Origin of the sequence: Thioalkalivibrio sp. AKL10 (genome assembly GCF_000381845.1) — a bacterium.
Classification (GTDB): domain Bacteria; phylum Pseudomonadota; class Gammaproteobacteria; order Ectothiorhodospirales; family Ectothiorhodospiraceae; genus Thioalkalivibrio; species Thioalkalivibrio versutus.
In genome coordinates this window covers 752,408-770,013 of record NZ_KB907142.1, presented here as the reverse complement: position 1 = coordinate 770,013, position 17,606 = coordinate 752,408, and the positions used below count along the sequence as shown (strand labels likewise).

Below are 17,606 nucleotides of genomic sequence, written 5' to 3'. Positions count from 1 at the left end.
CTCTCCTGTTACGGCTGAGTGTCATGGGGCACGGTGTTGGGTTGCGGCGGCCCGGGATCGTTCACCTGGTGGGTGGGATCCTCGCCGAATCAGTCTCTCCGGCGGGCCCGCGGATGGGCGGCATCATACACCTGTGCCAGGTGCTGATAGTCGAGATGGGTATAGATCTGGGTGGTTTCAAGGTTGGCGTGGCCGAGAAGTTCCTGGATCGCCCGCAGATCGCCACTCGACTCCAGCAGGTGACTGGCGAAGGCATGGCGCAGACGGTGCGGGTGCAGGCGCACATCCAGCCCGGCGCGACGGCCGGCCTCGGCGACCCGGCGTTGCACCGCGCGGTTGCCGAGGCGCTGGCCTCGTCGGCTGACGAACACGGCGCGCTCGTCCGCTGTGGCCCAGTCGCCCCGGCGTTTCAGCCAGGTGCGCAGCGCATCGCGCGCCACACGCCCCACCGGGACGCTGCGCTCGCGCCGGCCCTTGCCGAGCACGCGCACCAGCCCGGAATCCAGGTCAAGGTCCGTCAGATCCAGTCCGGTCAGTTCCGACAGGCGCAGCCCGGACGAATACAGCAGCTCCAGCATCGCCTGGTCGCGTGCCGCCAGATTCGGCTCGATGCCCTCCGCCGGGGTCAGCGCCCGCTGGGTCTGATCGACATCGAGATCGCGCGGCAGGGGGCGCCCGGCACGCGGGCCGCGCATGCCGGCGGCCGGATTGGCCGGCATGCGCCGCTGTTCGACCTGATAGGCGAAGAAGCCGCGCACGGCGGACAGGAAGCGCTGGATCGAGCGGGGGTGGCGGCCCTGGCGGGCCAGCTGTCCGGCGATGCGCCGCATGTCGGCTGCCTTGAGGGCATCCCAGGGGCCGTTATGCAGCCCGCGCAGGCGGGCCAGGTCGCGCCGATAGGCCTGTACGGTATGCGGCGAATGACCGCGAACATCGCTCAAATGGGCCAGAAAGGCCGCGATATCCGCATCCTGATCGGGTGCGTCAGGCAGCGGCGTGGGCCCGCTCGACATGGCAGCGGATCGATTCGGCCAGCAGGTCGCCGATGTGGGTGACGAAGTACGTGCCCATGTCGGGCTCGAAGCGGTCCGCGGATTCGCTGGCCAGGCCGAGTACCCCGATATGGTCGGATTCGTTGCCCAACGGCATCAGGATGGCCGAACCGATCTCCTCGGCGTCGTCGAACAGCACGTCCAGCATCTCGGCCGGGACGCGACCGCATTGGGCCTTGCCGCGGCTGAACAGCGGGTCGAAGGTGGCCAGCTCGCTGGTGGTTAGCGCATGCAGGTCGTCGACCTCGCGGTGGGCCAGGCGGATGCTGACGCGTTCCGCGCCCAGCTCGTTGCGCAGGGCGTCCTGGGTCAGCGCCAGCACGGCGTCCAGGTTCTCGGCGCGCATCAGGGTCTTGGCCAGTTCGTGCAGGTGCTGGCCCATGCGCTCGTTGTCGCGGGCACGCTCGACCAGCTCGCCCATGTGCTGTTCCATGGCGCGGTGCTTCTCGCGCAGCAGGGCGACCTGGCGTTCCAGCAGGGACACCGCGCCACCGGTCGGGTGCGGCAGGCGCAGGATGTCCAGCAGCGGCAGGTGGTCCTGGAAGAAGTCGGGATGCTCGCGCAGGTAGGCCTCGACGTCGGCCGCGCTGATCGTGCGGTCTTCCGGAGCCCGGGTCTTGGGGGTCTTGGTTTTTGCCGCAGAGGCGTTGGAGGATTGCTGCCCAGTCATAGATCGATCCAGCCGTTGAATACCGTGGTGGCCGGCCCGGTCAGCCAAACCGGAGCCTCGGCCTGTCCGGTCCAGCTTAGCACAAGGGTCCCGCCCGGCAGGGTCACTTCGAGGTTGTCGTCGACCAGTCCGCGGCGTCGCAATACGGCCATCGCGGCGGCCGCGCCGCTGCCACAGGCGAGTGTCTCGCCGACCCCGCGTTCGAACACCCGCAGGTCGACATGTCCGCGGTCGCGCAGTGCGGCGAACCCGACATTGACGCGGCGCGGGAAGCTTGCGTGGCGTTCGATGATCGGGCCGATATCGTGGACCGGTGCGCTGGCCACGTCGTCGACCAGGATCACCGCATGCGGGTTGCCCATGGAGACCGCGCCCAGGGTGATCGAGTGGCCCTGCACATCCAGCGTGTAGGCATCGGCCTCGGCCTCGGCGAGCAGCGGGATGCGCGCCGGTGCGAACTCCGGCCGCCCCATATCCACGCGCACCTGCTCGTCGTCCTCGACATGCAGCACGATGCGCCCGCCGAGGGTCTCGACCGGGATCTCGCGGGCCTCGGTCAGGCCCTGCTCGCGGACGAAGCGGGCGAAGCAGCGCGCGCCGTTGCCGCACTGCTCCACCTCGGAGCCATCGGCATTGAAGATGCGGTAGCGGAACAGCGCCTGCGCCGGATCGCCCGGTGGCTCCACCAGCAGGATCTGATCGCAGCCGATGCCGAAGTGGCGATCGGCCAGGTGACGCAGCGTTGGCTCGTCGAGCCGCACGTTCTGACGTATGCCGTCGATGACCACGAAGTCATTGCCCAGGCCGTGCATCTTGGTGAAGTCCAGGCGCATCAGGCGGTCTCCGGCAGGTGGCCGACAATGGTCATGTGGCGATCCGAGGTGATGGTCACCGTGAAGCCCTCGATCCCGGCCGCTGCCAGCTGCTCGCGTACCTCGTCGGGCGTGAAGGCGGCATGCAGGGAGTGCTCGAAGTCGTGGCGCAGCACCGGCGGCGCGTCGGCGGCGTACTCCGCGACCAGGGTCCGGACCGTCTCGGTCGTATCCGGCCGTCGCAGGTCCATGATGAACACCGCCGCGCCGGGCGCGCCGTCACGCGCAATGGTTTGCCACAGAGCGGCCGGGTCATGCAGGTGATGCAGCAGGGAGTTGCTGATGATCGTGGCATATGGCGCGCGCGGTCCGCGCGCCTCTGGCAGGCAGCCTTCGGCCAGATGCACACGGTCCGCGGCTGGGTGCCCGGCCATCAGCGCGTCGCCGGCCGCCAGCATCGCCGGGGCGCCGTCGAGGCCGTCGACCTCGCAGTCGGGGTAGCGCGTGGCGAAGCGCAGCGAGACATCGCCCGGGCCGCAGCCCAAGTCCAGCACCGGCCCGGTTACGGGCCCGGGAAAGGCCTCGGCGAAGGCGTCGACGAAACCCTCGTGCGGGGCGGCGAAGTCGGCCTCGGCATAGGCACGGGCCTGCTCCGGCTCCAGCATCAACTCCGGCTCCGGGCGCCGCGGGATCACGGCTCGATGCTCCCTGACGGGTCCTGGTCCTCCGGATCCCGGGGCAGCATGCTTTCGCGCATCATCAGGTGATCGACCTGCTCGCGGCGGTTGATGATCTGGAAGTGGTCGCCGTCGACCATTACCTCCGGCGGGCGCGGGCGCGAGTTGTAGTTGCCGGACATCACGTAGCCGTAGGCGCCGGCCGAGCGCACCGCGAGCAGGTCGCCGGCGGCCAGCGCCAGCTCGCGTTCGCGGCCGAGGAAGTCGCCGGTCTCGCAGACCGGGCCGACGATGTCGTAGGTGCGGGTCTCGGTGTCGCTGCGCGGTACCACCGGGACGATTTCCTGCCAGGCGCCGTACAGGGCCGGGCGCAGCAGGTCGTTCATCGCGCCGTCGACGATCGCGAAGTCATGGGCCTCGGTGTGTTTCAGGTATTCCACCCGGGTCAGGAACACGCCGGCATTCGCGGCGATTGCGCGCCCCGGTTCCAGCAGGACCTTCAGCGGGCGATCGGCCAGGACCTCGCGCAGGGCGCTGGCCCAGGCATCCGGCTCCGGCGGGGTCTCGTCGCGGTAGCGCACGCCCAGCCCGCCGCCGACATCGATATGTTCCAGCTCGATGCCGTCTGCGGCCAGTTCGTCGACCAGTGCCAGTACGCGCTTGAGCGCGTCGGTGAATGGGTCGATGCGGGTCAGCTGCGAGCCGATGTGGAAGTCGACTCCGGTTGCTTCCAGGTGCTGGCTGTCGCGCACCCGGGCATACAGCGCCGGTGCCTCCTCGATGGCGACGCCGAACTTGTTCTCGCGCAGCCCGGTGGCGATATAGGGATGGGTCTCGGCGTCGACGTCCGGGTTTACCCGGATCGACACCGGGGCCTGGACACCCATCTCCATGGCGACGGCCTCCAGCCGGTCCAGCTCCGGGGCGGATTCGACATTGAAACAGTGGATGCCGACCTCCAGCGCCCGGCGCATCTCGGCGGCGGTCTTGCCGACCCCGGAGAACACGATCTTCGCCGGATCGCCCCCGGCGCGCAGCACGCGCTCCAGTTCGCCGCCGGAGACGATGTCGAAACCGGCGCCCATGCGCGCCAGCACATTCAGTACGCCCAGCGCGGAGTTCGCCTTCACGGCGAAGCAGACCTGGTGCGGGGTGCCGATCAGGGCCTCGCTGAATGCGCGGAAGTGGCGCTCCAGCGTGGCGCGGGAATACACGTACGCGGGGGTGCCGACCAGCTCGGCAAGGCGGTCCAGCGCTACGCCTTCGCAGAACAGGGTGCCGCGGTGGTAATCGAAGTAGTCCATTCAGCGCCGCTCCTCGGTTTCGTCGTCATCGGGCAGATAGAGATCGCCCTTCTGACCGCAGGCGGAGAGCATCTGCATCGTGCCGAGCACGACGATCACGGCAATCAGGAGCCACTGGGCCTTGCAGGAGAACATGGGTCGGATCCGGGGTTCGTTGCATCAAGAGGCGATAGTGTGCCATTGATACGCCCCTGGCTTCAGGTGCTAGCGGTAGATGCTGCGGTATCTGCCCGCCGAAATTTGCCCGATCGTGAACGGCGATGATTCGTTCATCAATGATTCAGCCAGGTTTGGGACGATGCATCTGCGAGACCAGCAAAAGACCACTGAAGCTGGTCAGGGGGCGGAACCCGAACCGCAGGGAATAGAGACCTGCAGCTCGCCGTCCAAAGCAACAGGCGTCACCGCGGTTCGCCGCCAAGACGTCCCGGATAATCCGGATCTGACCCACAAGATGAGAGGAGATCATCCATGATTAGCACCAAGCGCCGTGTCTTCCTGAAAGGCACTCTCGCCGCCGGTACTGTCGGTGTCGCCGTCGGGGCCGGTCTGCTCGCCCCGAGCAAGCTGCTCGCCGCCTGGCCGTCCGAAGCCTTCGGCGCCGAAGGCCTCGAAGCCGCCATGGAAGCCGTTACCGGCTCCAGCGACATCGCCGATGGTGACGTCACCCTGAGCGCCCCGGAAATCGCCGAGAACGGCGCCGTGGTTCCGGTGTCGGTCGAATCCAGCCTGGACAACGTGACCGAAATGGCCGTGTTCGTCGAGCTGAACAATCAGCCGCTGGTCGCACATTACGTGCTGGCCGATGGCGCGCATGCGAACATCTCTGGCCGTATCCGCATGGGCGAGTCGTCCAACGTGGTCGCTGCCGTGAAGTCGGGCGACACCTGGTACAAGACGGTTCAAGAAGTGAAGGTCACGGTCGGTGGCTGCGGCGGCTAACGCCGACCCCCAACCGCTGATCCGAACACTACTGGAGGTTTAAGATATGTCTATTCGAGTTCGCGCCCAAGAAAGCAACGGCGTAATCAACATCCGTGCTCTTATGAGCCACGACATGCTCGTCCCCGATGACGACGGTGGCCCGCACTTCATCGAGACCGTGGAAATTGCGCGCAATGGCGACACCGCCATTACCGCCAACTGGAACTACACGGTTTCCCGCAACCCGTTCCTGCAGTGCGAGATCGACGGCGCCGCCGGTGACACCGTGACCGTCTCCTGGACGGACAACAAGGGTGAATCCGACTCGACCGACGTCGAAGTGCGGTAACAAAGAGGGTTCCACTCTCTTTGAAGAAGCCGGGGCTGGTCCCCGGCTTTTTTGTGTCCGGTCATCGGGTGTCTGTGGTCAGCGTCTCTCTGGCGTGGACTACACTCCAGAAAGGTCCATGCCGAGCGCACCGCCATGTCCCCGGATATCCCCGCGCCCCGTGAAGCCGATCCGGCCCTGCGCCCGGCGCTGCTCCTCGAGCCCCACCAGCCCCTGTGGCAACGCCTGCCCCGGCGCGACGCCGAAGGCCGCCGGCTGGCGGACTTCATGATGCTGATCCCCGGGCTGCGCCAGCGTCCGCGCTCCGAACTCCATGCCCGGGCGCGCGCCATCGAGCGCGTGCTGAACGGCTATGGGGACGATATCGCGTTCGTCGAGCTGAACCTGAAGCTGAACACCCTGTGGGTCTCGTTGACCGCGCGGCCCGGGCTTTGCACTGAAGTGCCGGGGGCGATCCAGGCGGTGGTGCCCGAGGCGTTACTGGTGGGGCCGAAGCTGACCTCCGGCATGTAGTCGTCGAAGGGGTGAGGCCGCTGTCCGCCCCGACGCTGCTCTAGGGAAACACTGATCAATGTACACGCTCGCGCTCGAGTCGCTTTTGCGTGCGAACAAGGCGCGGTGACTGCCGTGCAGTCATTCTGCACAAGGGAGCCGTAACGCTGTGCGCGCGCAAAAGCGGCCGAGCCCCTGCTTTCAATGGCTTGTGGGGTTGGCACCCCAGGTTCCCCGATCCTGCGTTGCACCGCTTGCGGGTAGAACCCTACCCGTTCCACGGCGCGCCTTGTCTCGGAAAACCTGGGGTGCCAACGCGAGTGTGTACATTGATCAGTGTTTCCCTGGCGTGAATAGGCCCGTGTTTCCCTGTGTCATACCGGGCGACGGCCAGCCTTGCTACACTGACCTTTTACCGTGCCCGAACCGGAACATGACTGAACGTACTGCATCTGTCCGCCGCGACACCCTGGAGACCCGGATTGCCGTCGAGCTGAACCTCGACGGCACCGGCCAAAGCCATCTCGAGACCGGCATCCCGTTCCTCGACCACATGCTGGACCAGGTGGCCCGTCACGGCCTGGTGGATCTCGACGTGCGCGCCGAGGGCGATCTGCATATCGATGCCCATCACACGGTGGAGGACGTCGGGATCACCCTGGGGCAGGCGCTGGCCAAGGCCCTGGGGGACAAGAAGGGTATCCGCCGCTATGGCCATGCCTATGTCCCGCTGGACGAGGCCCTTTCACGGGTGGTCATCGACTTCTCCGGGCGTCCGGGGCTGGAGATGCACGCGGATTTCCGCCGTTCGCACATCGGCGAATTCGATGTGGACTTGTTCCACGAGTTCTTCCAGGGCCTGGTCAACCACAGCTGGATGACCCTGCACATCGACTGCCTGCGTGGCGACAACGCGCATCATGTCGCCGAGACCATCTTCAAGGCCTTCGGGCGCGCCCTGCGTGTGGCGGCGGAGTTCGATCCGCGCTCCGCGGGGATCACGCCGTCCACCAAGGGCAGTCTGTAACGGACCAACGGACGAGACCCGGCCATGGAAACTGTTGCCGTCATCGATTACGGCATGGGGAATCTGCACTCGGTCGTGCGTGCACTGGAGCACGAGGCCGCGGGCGACCAGCGCGTACTGTTGACCGACGACCCCGAGACGTTGCGCGAGGCCGACCGGTTGGTGTTTCCCGGCCAGGGCGCGGCCGGGGATGCCATGCAGGCGCTGTCGAATCGCGGGCTCGACCGGCTGCTGCCGGAGCTGGCGGCCGACCGCCCGTTCCTGGGCCTGTGCCTGGGCCAGCAGATCCTGATGGACGCCAGCGAGGAGAGCGGCGGCGTCGACCTGCTGGGCATCCTGCCGGGCCGGGTCGCGCGCTTTCCCGCCATGCAGGGCCCGGATGGCCGGCGCCTGAAGATCCCGCACATGGGCTGGAACCGCGTGCTGCCGGCGCAGGAGCATCCCCTGTGGCACGGCCTGCCGGAGACCCCGTGGTTTTATTTCGTCCATAGTTACCGGGTGCAGCCCGAGCGCGAGGCCGATGTCGCCGGGCGCACCGATTATGGCGAGACCTTTGCCTCGGCACTGGCGCGGGGCTCGTTGTTCACCATGCAGTGCCATCCGGAGAAGAGCGCCGCCTGCGGGCTGCGTCTGCTGCATAACTTTCTGCGCTGGGACGGTGATGGTCCCGGGGCGTCGTGAGGAGTCGAAGATGCTGGTCATTCCCGCAATCGATCTGAAGGAAGGCAAGTGCGTTCGCCTGCGCCAGGGGAACATGGACGATTCCACCGTGTTCGGCGAGGACCCGGTGGAGATGGCGAAGCGCTGGGTCGATGCCGGGGCCGAGCGGTTGCATATCGTTGATCTCGACGGCGCCTTTGCCGGTCAGCCGCGCAATGCCAAGGCGGTGCACGCGATTGCCAAGGCCTTCCCCGACCTGCCGATCCAGATCGGCGGCGGCGTGCGCGACGAGGACACGGTTCAGGCCTATCTGGATGCCGGGGTCGAATACGTGATCATCGGTACCCGCGCGGTCAGCGCGCCGCACTTCGTGAACGACCTGTGTCTGGAATTCCCCGGCCGTATCATCGTCGGGCTGGATGCCAAGGACGGCAAGCTGGCGGTGGATGGCTGGTCCAAGCTGTCGCACCACGACGTGATCGACCTGGCCCAGCACTTCGAGGCGGACGGCGTGGTGGCCTTCGTCTACACCGACATCGCCCGCGACGGGATGATGAAGGGCCCCAACGTGGAGGCTACCGCGCGCCTGGCGAGCAACGTGCGCGTGCCGGTGATCGCCTCCGGCGGCATCAGCTCGCTGGACGACCTGCGCAACCTCGCCGCCCGCGAGGACGAGGGCATTACCGGCGCCATCGTCGGCCGGGCCTTGTACGACGGCGCCTTCACCCTGGAGGAGGCCCGCAAGGCCCTCGCAACCTGAGATGCTCGCCAAGCGCATCATTCCCTGTCTGGATGTCGACGCCGGCCGCGTGGTCAAGGGTGTCAACTTCGTCGGCATCCGCGATGCCGGGGACCCGGTGGAGATCGCCCGGCGCTACAACACCCAGGGTGCGGACGAGATCACCTTCCTCGACATCACCGCCTCCAGCGACGACCGCGAGACCATCGTGCACGTGGTCGAGGCCGTCGCGCGCGAGGTGTTCATCCCGCTGACTGTGGGTGGTGGCGTGCGCGCGGTCGAAGACATCCGCCGCCTGCTGAACGCCGGGGCCGACAAGGTCTCCATCAACACCGCTGCAGTGCACCGGCCCGAGCTGGTGCGCGAGGCCGCCGACTGGGTCGGCAGCCAGTGCATCGTGGTCGCGATCGACGCCAAGCAGGTCAGCACGGGGAATGAACCACCGCGCTGGGAGGTCTTTACCCACGGAGGCCGCCGCGAGACCGGGCTGGACGTGGTCGAGTGGGCGCAGCGCATGGAGTCCCTGGGGGCCGGCGAGATCCTGCTGACGAGCATGGATCGTGACGGCACCCGTATCGGCTTCGACCTGCCCCTCACCCGCGCGGTCAGCGATGCGGTCGGCGTGCCGGTGATTGCTTCGGGCGGGGTCGGTGAGCTGCAGCACCTGGTGGAGGGTGTGACCGAGGGCCATGCCGATGCCGTGCTGGCCGCCAGTATCTTTCACTTTGGTCAGCACACGGTGGGCGAGGCCAAGGACGCGATGGCGGCGGCCGGTGTCCCGGTGCGGCCGAACGATGCCGAGGTGGCCGCGCAATGACCGATTCGACTCCCCGTCCGGGTGGTGCCGAGGTGCTTTCCGCGCTCGCCGAGGTGATCGAGCAGCGCCGCCAGGCCGACCCGGAGCAGTCCTACGTGGCGAAGCTTCACGCCCGGGGCCTGGACGAGATGCTCAAGAAACTGGGTGAGGAATCGGCGGAGACGCTGATTGCCGCCAAGAACGACGATACCGACGCCCTGGTGTCGGAAATGGCCGACCTGTGGTTTCATGCCCTGGTGGTGCTCGCGGCCCGCGGACGGCACCCGGACGATGTCCTCGATGAACTGGGCCGGCGTTTCGGTCTGTCGGGCGTCGCCGAGAAGGCCGCGCGCGAAATCAGTGGTCGCCGGTCCGACCATTCGTAGTCTGTACATTGGTCGGTGTTTCCCCGGGGGCCGCATTGAGTGGCCGGCTGTAAAGCGTTCGTTCATGTGGCGCGGCTACACTGCAATCACTGCGCCCTGTCCGCGAAGAAACAGCGACTCCAGCACACCGCCCACAGTGGCCGGTGTGCCCCAGAGTTGATTATGGGCCTGGCGCCGTTCAGGCTAACCCCAAAGTTGTATGACTGGAGAACAGAGTCCATGGGTATTGGTGGTATCAGCATTTGGCAGCTCCTCATCGTCCTGCTCATCGTCGTGCTGCTGTTCGGCACGAAGAAGCTGCGCAACATGGGTGGGGATATCGGCTCGGCGATGAAAAACTTCCGCCAGGCGGTCAAGGATCCCGACGCCGAGAAGAAGGAAGGCGAAGAAGGCGAAGAGCCGCGCGAGGTCGAGAACCAGACCGACAGCGAAGGCCGGGTGGTCGACGCCGAGGTGAAGAAGAGCAGCGAAAAGGATTCCGACGCCTCGCAATCGGACAAGAAGTCCTGAGCCGCGCGCCCTGCGCGGCGGCCAGGCTCGAGCGATAGCCCATGTTCGACATCGGCTTCTGGGAAATCATCATCATCGTGCTGGTGGCGCTTCTGGTCGTGGGGCCGGAGCGTCTGCCCGGGCTTGCGCGCGAAATCGGGCGCTGGGTCGGCAAGACCCGGCGTTTCGTCCATAGCGTTCGATCGGACTTCGAGCAGGAGCTGCAGACCGACGAACTGCGCAACATGCTGAAGAGCCAGGATCGCGAGATCCGCCAGCTCAAGAACATGATGGACGAGACCGAGACCAGTCTGCGCGAGGATATCGAGGATACCGAGCGGGACCTGCGCGAAGATATCGAGGGCAAGCCGAAGACCCGCAAGGATCTCTCCGGCAAGGAGCAAAAGGCCCTGGCCGAGAACAAGGCCAAGCCCGCGGTGCGGGACAAGCCATCCATGCGCAGCCCGGATGCGTCGGCGCGTGCTTCGGACACGGGTGCGCCGGAGGCAGCCGACGACGCGGATGCGCCCGAGGTTCGGCGTGTGCCCACCCAGGGCGATCTGGATGGCAACTTGATGACCGACGACCCGGCGCTGGCCGCCGAGCAAAAGGCGCGCGCCTCCGATGGCCCGCGTCCGGAGCGGACGAAACCGGCGGTGCGCGAACGGCGTACCCCGGACCCTGCCGAGTCACGGGGGGGCGAGGCCTCTGATCCCGAAGCGGATACCACCCACAACGACCAGACCCCTGACAAGCACTCATGAGCAAGACCAAACCGGGGGTCGAGCCGAGTCCGGAAGCGACCGAGACCCTGCTCACGCACCTGATCGAGCTGCGCGACCGCATCCTCAGGATGTTCATTGCCATCCTGGTGATGTTCCTGATCCTGTTCCCGTTCGCCAACCCGATCTACACCTGGCTGGCCGGCCCGCTGATGCAGCACCTGCCGGAAGGCACCAGCATGATCGCGATCGACGTGGCCGCGCCGTTCCTGATCCCGTTCAAGCTGACCCTGCTGCTGGCGGTGGTGCTCAGCATCCCCTACCTGCTGTATCAGGTCTGGTCCTTCGTGGCGCCCGGGCTTTACTCGCACGAAAAGAGCATGGCGCTGCCGCTGGTGGCGTCGTCCACCGCGCTGTTCTATCTGGGGATGGCGTTCGCCTACTTCGTGGTCTTCCCGCTGATTTTCGCGTTCTTCACGGCCACGGCGCCCGAGGGCGTGGCCGTGATGACCGATATCTCGCGCTATCTGTCGTTCGTCATCATGCTGTTCATCGCCTTCGGCATTGCCTTCGAGGTGCCGGTGGCAACGATCCTGCTGGTCTCCATGGGGGCCACGACCCCGGCCAAGCTGTCGCAGAAGCGCCCCTATGTGATCGTCGGCGTGTTTCTGGTCGGCATGGTGCTGACCCCGCCGGACATCATCTCGCAGACCCTGCTGGCGCTACCGATGTGGCTGCTGTTCGAGATTGGCCTGATCCTGTCGCGCATCATGGAGCGCAAGAAGGCGCAACGCCGCGCGACTGCGGGCGGTGACGATGCGGCCGACGCCGATGATGGTCCGAACGACGGTGGACCGGGTGGCGGCGGTGGTACGCCGCGCGGTGGCCCCGGTGGCCCCGGTGGCTCGGGCAAGGCGTCCGGCACCACGCGGGCCACTTCGTCCACGGCGGCCGCATCCGCCGGCGGGGGCGCGAGCGCCGCCGCGCGCACCGGGTACACGCCGTTGACCGACGACGAGATGGACGCCGAGCTCGACCGCATCGAGGAAGAGCAGGCCGAACTGCGTCGCCAGCGCGGGTCCGCGAGCACACTCGCCACGGACGCCCCCGCCGATCCGGCGCCCGAGGCGGACGAAAGCCAGAGTGGCGAGCGCCCGGCTGACGACGGCCAGCCCGACGCGGACGCATCGCAGGAGGATGGCAATACGGGGCGCGATCGCTGAGTCACCGCGCCGGCGGCCGTATTTGTGCAGGCCTGCGCCCCCGCCAAGCATCGGAAGTTGCTAAAATACCCGGGTAACCCATTGACCCAGGTAATGATCCCGCGATGGCACACCCGCGTCCCACCCCCCGCCGCCCTGTCCTGCTGATCATCATGGACGGGGTGGGCGTGAACCCGTCCAAGCTGAACAATGCCTACGCCGAGGCCGATACGCCGCGCCTCGACGAGTACCTCTCCACTCATACCCACACGACACTGGACGCCTGTGGTCGCGCCGTCGGGCTGCCGGATGGGCAGATGGGCAACTCCGAGGTCGGGCATCTGACCCTGGGTGCGGGCACCGTGATCAACCAGGACCTGGTGCGTATCGACGACTCGATCACCGATGGCAGCTTCTACGAGAACGACGCCCTGGTCAGTGCTGCGCGCGCCGCGGCCGCCAAGGACCAGCCGTTGCATCTGATCGGTCTGGTGTCCGATGGTGGTGTGCACTCGCATATCCGCCACCTGCGCGCCCTGGTGGAGATCTGCCAGCGCGAGGGCGCGCGCCCGATGGTGCACATGATCACCGACGGCCGCGATACCGCACCCCGTTCCGCGCTCCACTACCTCGATCCGCTGGAGGAGGAGCTGGCGAACGCTGGCGGGGCCATCGCCACCGTGTGCGGGCGTTACTACGCGATGGACCGTGACAAGCGCTGGAAGCGCACGGAAAAGGCCTTCCGCGCGATGGCCTACGCCGAGGGGGAGGCCGCCGGTTCCGCGCGCGAGGCGATCGAGGCGGCCTATGCGGCGGGCGAGGACGACGAGTTCATCAACCCGCGCATCATCAACGGTGGCGAGCCGCTGGGGCAGGATGCGGTCTGCGTGCTGTTCAATTTCCGTAATGACCGTCCGCGTCAGCTGACCGCGGCCCTGGGCATGGACGACTTCGACGGCTTCGACCGCGGTGACTTTCACCCGGTCTCCGAGACCTGCCTGACCGAGTACGACCCGCGCTTCCTGTCGCCGATCGCGTTCCCGCCGGAACGCCCGTCGACGACTCTGGGCAGCACCATCGCCTCCGCCGGCATCCCGCAGTTCCACTGTGCGGAGACCGAGAAGTACGCCCACGTGACCTTCTTTTTCAACGGCGGCAAGGAAGAGCCCTACGCCGGCGAACAGCGCGTGATGGTCCCCTCGCCGTCGGTGGATACCTACGACGAGCAGCCGGAGATGAGCGCGGTCGAGGTCGCCGACCAGACCATCCAGGCGATGGAGAGCGGGCGCTACGGGTTCGTCCTGGTCAACTTCGCCAATGGCGACATGGTGGGTCATACGGCCAAGCGCGAGGCCCTGATCGAGGCCGTCCAGGTCCTGGATCGTGAGGTCGGGCGGGTGCTGGATGCGGCGAAGAAGCTCGAATATTCGGCGATCGTCACCGCGGACCATGGCAACTGCGACGAATACGTGGATCCGGTGACCGGGGCCCCGCACACCCAGCACACAATCTATCCGGTGATGTGCATGATTACCGACTCGCAGCGCTGGCGTCTGCGCACCGGCGGCGGCCTGGCCGATGTGGCCCCGACCGTGCTGGAGCTGATGGGCGTGCCCAAGCCCTCTGCAATGGGCGGGCGCAGCCTCCTGTTCGAGGAAGTGCCGGCCTCGGCCTGAGGGAGCGCGCCATGCATACACGCTACAGCGACACACCGGCCTACGACACGAAGGACGGCTCCGAGATCCGCGAGCTGATGCACCCTGACGTGCACGGCAATGCGGCCCAGAGCCTGGCCGAGGCGGTGGTCGAGCCGGGTGCCGTCACGCGCCTGCATCGCCATGCCCGCACCGAGGAGATCTATCACGTGACCCGCGGGCAGGGCGAGATGCGTCTGGGTGAGGAAACCTTCCCGGTGGCTGTGGGTGACACCGTCTGTATCCATCCCGGCACGCCGCACAACATCCTCAATACTGGCACGGAGCCGCTGCACATCCTCTGCAGCTGCTCCCCGGCCTACTCGCACGACGATACCGAACTGCTGTAGCGCCGCCGATCGGCGCACATGCCGCCACCCCGCGTAAACCCCTGCCCCCGTCATTGCGAGGAGGCGTAGCCGACGAAGCAACCTCCGTCCGGAACCGCCCGATCCCGGCCCGGCCCCTGCCAGCTCCGGGAGGTTGCTCGCTTCGATCGCCCTGCGGGCCGGCCTGCGGCCGTTCAACGCAGCTTCGCTGCTTTTGTGCTTCGTCGCTTCGCTCCTCGCAATGACGGGGGGCGATGCCGCGGTACGCGCCCCCTAAACGCCGTACTCGGCGCGGTACGCGCGCAGGGCCTCCAGGTGTTCGGGCGCGCGGCCCGTATCCTCCAGCATGGTCACGAGATCGGTCAGCCCGGCAACGCGGATGACCTGCAGGCCCAGGTCGGCTTCGACCTCCTGGATCGCCGAGCGCTCGCCGCGGCCGCGCTCCTCGCGGTCCAGGGCGATCGCCACGCCCACCGGCGTTGCCCCGGCCGCGCGGATCAGGTCCACCGATTCGCGGATGGCGGTGCCGGCGGTGATCACGTCGTCCACGATCAGCACCCGGCCCTGCAGCGGCGCGCCGACGATGTTCCCGCCCTCGCCGTGGTCCTTCGCCTCCTTGCGGTTGAAGGCCCAGGGGCGGTCCATGCCGTGGTCGCGGAACAGCGCTTCGGTGACCGCCGCCGCCAGCGGGATGCCCTTGTAGGCCGGGCCGAACACCAGGTCGAATTCGATGCCGGAGTCCACGATCGCACGGGCGTAGAACTCGCCCAGGCGGGCCAGGTCGGAGCCGCGGTTGAACAGGCCTGCGTTGAAGAAGTACGGACTGGTTCGCCCGGACTTCAGCGTGAACTCGCCAAAGCGCAGGACGTCGCGTTGCAGGGCGTATTCCAGGAAGGCGTGGGCGGTCATCGGGGTGCTCCGGTCGTAAAACGCCGTATTCTGACACAGGGACACGCGGATTCCGCAGCCAGGCCCTTTCCTGCGCGTGCGCGCGCCGGTATCGTTCCTCGCCATGCGCATACTCTCGATGAACGCCAACGGCATTCGTGCCGCCGCCCGCAAGGGTTTCTTCGACTGGCTCCCGGGGACCGAGGCCGACGTGGTCTGCATCCAGGAGACCAAGGCCCAGATCCACCAGATCCAGGGCGAGCCCTTCCATCCGCCCGGGTACCACAGTGTCTATGTCGATGCGGTAAAGCCCGGCTACAGCGGCGTGGCCCTGTATAGCCGCCGCCAGCCGGACGAGGTCATTACGCGTATCGGCTTCGAGGAGGCGGACAACGAGGGCCGGTATGCCGAGATGCGTTTCGGCAATCTGTCGGTGGTCTCGTTGTACCTGCCGTCCGGCTCCTCCGGCGATCATCGCCAGGATTCCAAGTGGCGTTTCCTGGAGTTCTTCCGGCCCTGGCTGACCGAGCGCATGCAGGACGGGCGCGAATGGGTCATCTGCGGCGACTGGAACATCGCCCACCGCGAGATTGACCTGACCAACTACAAGTCCAACCGCAAGAATTCGGGCTTCCTGCCGGAAGAACGGGCCTGGCTGGACCACCTGTTCGACGAGATCGGCATGGTGGACGTGTTCCGCCGGCTGGACGAACGCCCGGAGCAGTACACCTGGTGGTCCAACCGTGGCCAGGCCTGGGCCAAGAACGTGGGCTGGCGCATCGACTACCAGATCGCCACGCCGGGCATCGCGGCCACCGCGCATGACCCGTACATCCATACCGACGATCGCTTCTCCGACCACGCGCCGTTCTGGATCGACTATGACTACCAGCCCTGATCGGGGCATGTTCCTCGCATTCGGTAACGTCGGCGCATGACCGGAGTCGCTGAAGCGCAGCGTCCCCCGAGCCGCGACTGGCGCGCGGCCCTGGCGGTCTACCGCCACCCACGGGTCATCGGGATGCTGTTCCTCGGCTTCGCCGCGGGGTTGCCGCTGCTGCTGACTGGCGGGACCTTCACCGCCTGGCTGCGCGATCTCGGGGTGGAGCTGGCCTCCATCGGCTTCCTGTCCTGGGTCGGCATGGCCTACAGCATCAAGGTGTTCTGGGCACCGGTGGTCGACCGCCTGGCCCTGCCGCTCCTGACCCGCGTATTCGGGCGCCGCCGCGCGTGGATGCTGTTCGCCCAGGCCGTGATCATCCTCGGGCTGGTCGGCATCGCCTTGACCGACCCGGTCGAACAGCTCTGGCTGGTTGCGGTCCTGGCCGTGCTCACCGCCTTTGGCGCCGCCACCCAGGACATCGCCATCGACGCCTATCGCATCGAGGCCGTCAGCCAGGAGCGCCAGGGCGCCATGGCGGCGGCCTACGTGTTCGGTTATCGCGTCGCACTGCTGACCGCGGGGGCCGGGGCGCTGCACATCGCCGCCGTGGGTAGCTGGAGCCTGTCCTATGCCGCCATGGCCGCGTTGATGCTGGTAGGTGTCGTCTGCACGTTGATCGTGCGCGAGCCCGAGGTCGCGAAACGCGATGCCGCCACGGCCCGGCTCGAGGATCGCGTGGTCCATTACCTCAACAACACCTCGGATACCGGCTGGTGGCGGGACCTCAAGGCCTGGGTCATCGGCGCGGTGGTCTGCCCCTTTGTCGAGTTCTGGCAGCGTTTCGGCCGCATCGCCCTCGTTGTTATCGCGTTTATCGCGGTCTTTCGCATCAGCGACATCTTCATGGGGGTGATGGCCAACCCGTTCTATCTGGACATCGGATTCACCAAGGAAGAGATCGCCAATATTGCGGCCGCCTTCGGCCTGGCCATGACCCTGACCGGTGCGGCCCTGGGCGGATTGCTGGTGGTGCGCTTCGGCATCATGCGCATGCTGATCGCGACCGCGATCCTGGCGCCGCTGACCAACCTCACCTTCTCCTGGCTGGCGACGCTCGGGCCCGAGACCTATGGGCTGGTGTTCGCGATCATGGCCGACAATCTATCGGGTGGCATGGCGATTTCGGTGTTCATCGCCTATCTCTCCAGTCTGACCAACAGCGCCTACACCGCCACCCAGTACGCCCTGTTCAGCTCCATCATGACCCTGCCGGGGCAATTCCTCGCCGGCTTCACCGGCGTGCTGGCCGAACACATCGGCTGGGTCTGGTTCTTCGCCAGCTCCGCCCTGATCGGCATCCCCACCATCCTGCTCGCCTTCGCCCTGATGCGCTGGGCCAACCCCGACCGTATGCCCCAGCCCGGCCGACCGGAGACCTCACCCCCGCCAGTCCGCGACTAGCCGTCGGAATCCCTTCGGCTTCCTGCAGACACAAAAAAGCCCGCACCTCT

At 67.0% G+C, this 17,606-nt stretch carries 23 protein-coding genes; 16 read left to right on the top strand and 7 right to left on the bottom strand.

The features are described 5' to 3' along the window. Positions 1–89 precede the first annotated feature (89 nt). The 6 genes from xerC to G333_RS14590 are packed head-to-tail and all read right to left on the bottom strand — an operon-like array spanning position 90 to position 4,650. On the bottom strand, positions 90–1,013 hold the full coding sequence (gene xerC / locus G333_RS0103700) for a tyrosine recombinase XerC (RefSeq protein WP_019627701.1): 924 nt from the start codon (positions 1,011–1,013) through the stop codon (positions 90–92). Beyond that, positions 985–1,722, bottom strand: a complete 738-nt coding sequence (locus G333_RS0103695; protein ID WP_018144936.1) for a DUF484 family protein — start codon at positions 1,720–1,722, stop codon at positions 985–987. The genes xerC and G333_RS0103695 overlap by 29 nt, the downstream gene beginning before the upstream one ends. Next, the gene (gene dapF, locus G333_RS0103690) at positions 1,719–2,555 is read right to left on the bottom strand and encodes a diaminopimelate epimerase (protein WP_019627700.1); all 837 of its coding nucleotides are present in this window, start codon (positions 2,553–2,555) and stop codon (positions 1,719–1,721) included. The genes G333_RS0103695 and dapF overlap by 4 nt, the downstream gene beginning before the upstream one ends. Further along, on the bottom strand, positions 2,555–3,229 hold the full coding sequence (locus tag G333_RS0103685; protein WP_018938641.1) for a trans-aconitate 2-methyltransferase: 675 nt from the start codon (positions 3,227–3,229) through the stop codon (positions 2,555–2,557). The genes dapF and G333_RS0103685 overlap by 1 nt, the downstream gene beginning before the upstream one ends. Further along, positions 3,226–4,515 carry a diaminopimelate decarboxylase gene (gene lysA / locus G333_RS0103680; RefSeq protein WP_019627699.1) on the bottom strand — a complete coding sequence of 430 codons (1,290 nt, stop codon included), beginning with the start codon at positions 4,513–4,515 and terminating at the stop codon, positions 3,226–3,228. The genes G333_RS0103685 and lysA overlap by 4 nt, the downstream gene beginning before the upstream one ends. Continuing rightward, positions 4,516–4,650, bottom strand: a complete 135-nt coding sequence (locus tag G333_RS14590; RefSeq protein ID WP_018144932.1) for a lipoprotein — start codon at positions 4,648–4,650, stop codon at positions 4,516–4,518. A 79-nt stretch (positions 4,651–4,729) separates the two neighbouring features. Here G333_RS14590 and G333_RS15150 point away from each other — a divergent pair, with 79 nt between their 5' ends. The 14 genes from G333_RS15150 to G333_RS0103610 all read left to right on the top strand — a co-directional run bounded on the left by G333_RS15150 (position 4,730) and on the right by G333_RS0103610 (position 14,345). Then, complete coding sequence (locus tag G333_RS15150; protein WP_196799428.1) at positions 4,730–4,990, top strand: hypothetical protein; 261 nt, start codon at positions 4,730–4,732, stop codon at positions 4,988–4,990. After that, complete coding sequence (gene soxY, locus G333_RS0103670) at positions 4,987–5,457, top strand: thiosulfate oxidation carrier protein SoxY (protein WP_019627698.1); 471 nt, start codon at positions 4,987–4,989, stop codon at positions 5,455–5,457. The genes G333_RS15150 and soxY overlap by 4 nt, the downstream gene beginning before the upstream one ends. Before the next feature lie 46 nt (positions 5,458–5,503). Then, the gene (gene soxZ / locus G333_RS14210; protein ID WP_018168776.1) at positions 5,504–5,788 is read left to right on the top strand and encodes a thiosulfate oxidation carrier complex protein SoxZ; all 285 of its coding nucleotides are present in this window, start codon (positions 5,504–5,506) and stop codon (positions 5,786–5,788) included. A gap of 135 nt (positions 5,789–5,923) precedes the next feature. Beyond that, a complete protein-coding gene (locus G333_RS0103660; protein WP_018938644.1) occupies positions 5,924–6,301 on the top strand; it encodes a hypothetical protein in 378 nt (125 codons plus the stop codon). A 412-nt stretch (positions 6,302–6,713) separates the two neighbouring features. Next, the gene (gene hisB / locus G333_RS0103655; RefSeq protein ID WP_018144928.1) at positions 6,714–7,307 is read left to right on the top strand and encodes an imidazoleglycerol-phosphate dehydratase HisB; all 594 of its coding nucleotides are present in this window, start codon (positions 6,714–6,716) and stop codon (positions 7,305–7,307) included. Between the two features lie 24 nt (positions 7,308–7,331). After that, on the top strand, positions 7,332–7,988 hold the full coding sequence (gene hisH, locus G333_RS0103650; RefSeq protein ID WP_018175911.1) for an imidazole glycerol phosphate synthase subunit HisH: 657 nt from the start codon (positions 7,332–7,334) through the stop codon (positions 7,986–7,988). Positions 7,989–7,998: 10 nt separating this feature from the next. Then, positions 7,999–8,727: a 1-(5-phosphoribosyl)-5-[(5-phosphoribosylamino)methylideneamino]imidazole-4-carboxamide isomerase gene (gene hisA, locus G333_RS0103645; RefSeq protein ID WP_018144926.1), complete on the top strand. Its 729-nt coding sequence runs from the start codon at positions 7,999–8,001 to the stop codon at positions 8,725–8,727. Position 8,728: 1 nt separating this feature from the next. Further along, positions 8,729–9,523 carry an imidazole glycerol phosphate synthase subunit HisF gene (hisF, locus tag G333_RS0103640; protein ID WP_018144925.1) on the top strand — a complete coding sequence of 265 codons (795 nt, stop codon included), beginning with the start codon at positions 8,729–8,731 and terminating at the stop codon, positions 9,521–9,523. Further along, positions 9,520–9,888 (top strand): phosphoribosyl-ATP diphosphatase, encoded by a 369-nt coding sequence (locus tag G333_RS0103635; protein WP_018951611.1) that lies wholly within the window; start codon positions 9,520–9,522, stop codon positions 9,886–9,888. Before hisF ends, G333_RS0103635 begins: the two co-directional genes overlap by 4 nt. 219 nt (positions 9,889–10,107) lie before the next feature. Next, positions 10,108–10,398 carry a twin-arginine translocase TatA/TatE family subunit gene (gene tatA / locus G333_RS0103630; protein WP_018938647.1) on the top strand — a complete coding sequence of 97 codons (291 nt, stop codon included), beginning with the start codon at positions 10,108–10,110 and terminating at the stop codon, positions 10,396–10,398. A 41-nt stretch (positions 10,399–10,439) separates the two neighbouring features. Beyond that, entirely contained in the window at positions 10,440–11,141 is a 702-nt protein-coding gene (gene tatB / locus G333_RS0103625) for a Sec-independent protein translocase protein TatB (RefSeq protein WP_018175909.1), read from the top strand. Next, entirely contained in the window at positions 11,138–12,322 is a 1,185-nt protein-coding gene (gene tatC / locus G333_RS0103620) for a twin-arginine translocase subunit TatC (protein WP_019627696.1), read from the top strand. The genes tatB and tatC overlap by 4 nt, the downstream gene beginning before the upstream one ends. A gap of 104 nt (positions 12,323–12,426) precedes the next feature. Further along, positions 12,427–13,977: a 2,3-bisphosphoglycerate-independent phosphoglycerate mutase gene (gene gpmI / locus G333_RS0103615; RefSeq protein WP_018649593.1), complete on the top strand. Its 1,551-nt coding sequence runs from the start codon at positions 12,427–12,429 to the stop codon at positions 13,975–13,977. An 11-nt stretch (positions 13,978–13,988) separates the two neighbouring features. Further along, positions 13,989–14,345: a cupin domain-containing protein gene (locus G333_RS0103610; RefSeq protein ID WP_018168770.1), complete on the top strand. Its 357-nt coding sequence runs from the start codon at positions 13,989–13,991 to the stop codon at positions 14,343–14,345. 252 nt (positions 14,346–14,597) lie between these two features. On the opposite strand, the gene pyrE is transcribed toward G333_RS0103610, so the two are convergent. Then, on the bottom strand, positions 14,598–15,233 hold the full coding sequence (gene pyrE / locus G333_RS0103605) for an orotate phosphoribosyltransferase (protein ID WP_019627695.1): 636 nt from the start codon (positions 15,231–15,233) through the stop codon (positions 14,598–14,600). A gap of 103 nt (positions 15,234–15,336) precedes the next feature. Between pyrE and G333_RS0103600 the strand changes: the two genes are divergently transcribed. Both G333_RS0103600 and G333_RS0103595 read left to right on the top strand, forming a co-directional pair. After that, positions 15,337–16,110, top strand: a complete 774-nt coding sequence (locus tag G333_RS0103600) for an exodeoxyribonuclease III (protein WP_255346804.1) — start codon at positions 15,337–15,339, stop codon at positions 16,108–16,110. A 36-nt stretch (positions 16,111–16,146) separates the two neighbouring features. Continuing rightward, positions 16,147–17,556 carry an AmpG family muropeptide MFS transporter gene (locus G333_RS0103595; protein WP_019627693.1) on the top strand — a complete coding sequence of 470 codons (1,410 nt, stop codon included), beginning with the start codon at positions 16,147–16,149 and terminating at the stop codon, positions 17,554–17,556. Positions 17,557–17,606: the final 50 nt, after the last annotated feature.

What these genes read in the sequence shown, in the direction of transcription:
- hisB (WP_018144928.1), top strand. Translation starts at nt 6,714, where the DNA reads ATGACTGAACGTACTGCATCTGTCCGCCGCGACACCCTGGAGACCCGG.
- G333_RS0103610 (WP_018168770.1), top strand. Translation starts at nt 13,989, where the DNA reads ATGCATACACGCTACAGCGACACACCGGCCTACGACACGAAGGACGGC.
- G333_RS15150 (WP_196799428.1), top strand. Translation starts at nt 4,730, where the DNA reads ATGCTGCGGTATCTGCCCGCCGAAATTTGCCCGATCGTGAACGGCGAT.
- pyrE (WP_019627695.1), bottom strand. Translation starts at nt 15,233, where the DNA reads ATGACCGCCCACGCCTTCCTGGAATACGCCCTGCAACGCGACGTCCTG.
- soxZ (WP_018168776.1), top strand. Translation starts at nt 5,504, where the DNA reads ATGTCTATTCGAGTTCGCGCCCAAGAAAGCAACGGCGTAATCAACATC.
- G333_RS0103600 (WP_255346804.1), top strand. Translation starts at nt 15,337, where the DNA reads ATGCGCATACTCTCGATGAACGCCAACGGCATTCGTGCCGCCGCCCGC.
- soxY (WP_019627698.1), top strand. Translation starts at nt 4,987, where the DNA reads ATGATTAGCACCAAGCGCCGTGTCTTCCTGAAAGGCACTCTCGCCGCC.
- lysA (WP_019627699.1), bottom strand. Translation starts at nt 4,515, where the DNA reads ATGGACTACTTCGATTACCACCGCGGCACCCTGTTCTGCGAAGGCGTA.
- hisF (WP_018144925.1), top strand. Translation starts at nt 8,729, where the DNA reads ATGCTCGCCAAGCGCATCATTCCCTGTCTGGATGTCGACGCCGGCCGC.
- G333_RS0103660 (WP_018938644.1), top strand. Translation starts at nt 5,924, where the DNA reads ATGTCCCCGGATATCCCCGCGCCCCGTGAAGCCGATCCGGCCCTGCGC.
- G333_RS14590 (WP_018144932.1), bottom strand. Translation starts at nt 4,650, where the DNA reads ATGTTCTCCTGCAAGGCCCAGTGGCTCCTGATTGCCGTGATCGTCGTG.
- G333_RS0103635 (WP_018951611.1), top strand. Translation starts at nt 9,520, where the DNA reads ATGACCGATTCGACTCCCCGTCCGGGTGGTGCCGAGGTGCTTTCCGCG.
- hisH (WP_018175911.1), top strand. Translation starts at nt 7,332, where the DNA reads ATGGAAACTGTTGCCGTCATCGATTACGGCATGGGGAATCTGCACTCG.
- G333_RS0103695 (WP_018144936.1), bottom strand. Translation starts at nt 1,722, where the DNA reads ATGACTGGGCAGCAATCCTCCAACGCCTCTGCGGCAAAAACCAAGACC.
- tatC (WP_019627696.1), top strand. Translation starts at nt 11,138, where the DNA reads ATGAGCAAGACCAAACCGGGGGTCGAGCCGAGTCCGGAAGCGACCGAG.
- G333_RS0103595 (WP_019627693.1), top strand. Translation starts at nt 16,147, where the DNA reads ATGACCGGAGTCGCTGAAGCGCAGCGTCCCCCGAGCCGCGACTGGCGC.
- tatB (WP_018175909.1), top strand. Translation starts at nt 10,440, where the DNA reads ATGTTCGACATCGGCTTCTGGGAAATCATCATCATCGTGCTGGTGGCG.
- tatA (WP_018938647.1), top strand. Translation starts at nt 10,108, where the DNA reads ATGGGTATTGGTGGTATCAGCATTTGGCAGCTCCTCATCGTCCTGCTC.
- gpmI (WP_018649593.1), top strand. Translation starts at nt 12,427, where the DNA reads ATGGCACACCCGCGTCCCACCCCCCGCCGCCCTGTCCTGCTGATCATC.
- hisA (WP_018144926.1), top strand. Translation starts at nt 7,999, where the DNA reads ATGCTGGTCATTCCCGCAATCGATCTGAAGGAAGGCAAGTGCGTTCGC.
- dapF (WP_019627700.1), bottom strand. Translation starts at nt 2,555, where the DNA reads ATGCGCCTGGACTTCACCAAGATGCACGGCCTGGGCAATGACTTCGTG.
- xerC (WP_019627701.1), bottom strand. Translation starts at nt 1,013, where the DNA reads ATGTCGAGCGGGCCCACGCCGCTGCCTGACGCACCCGATCAGGATGCG.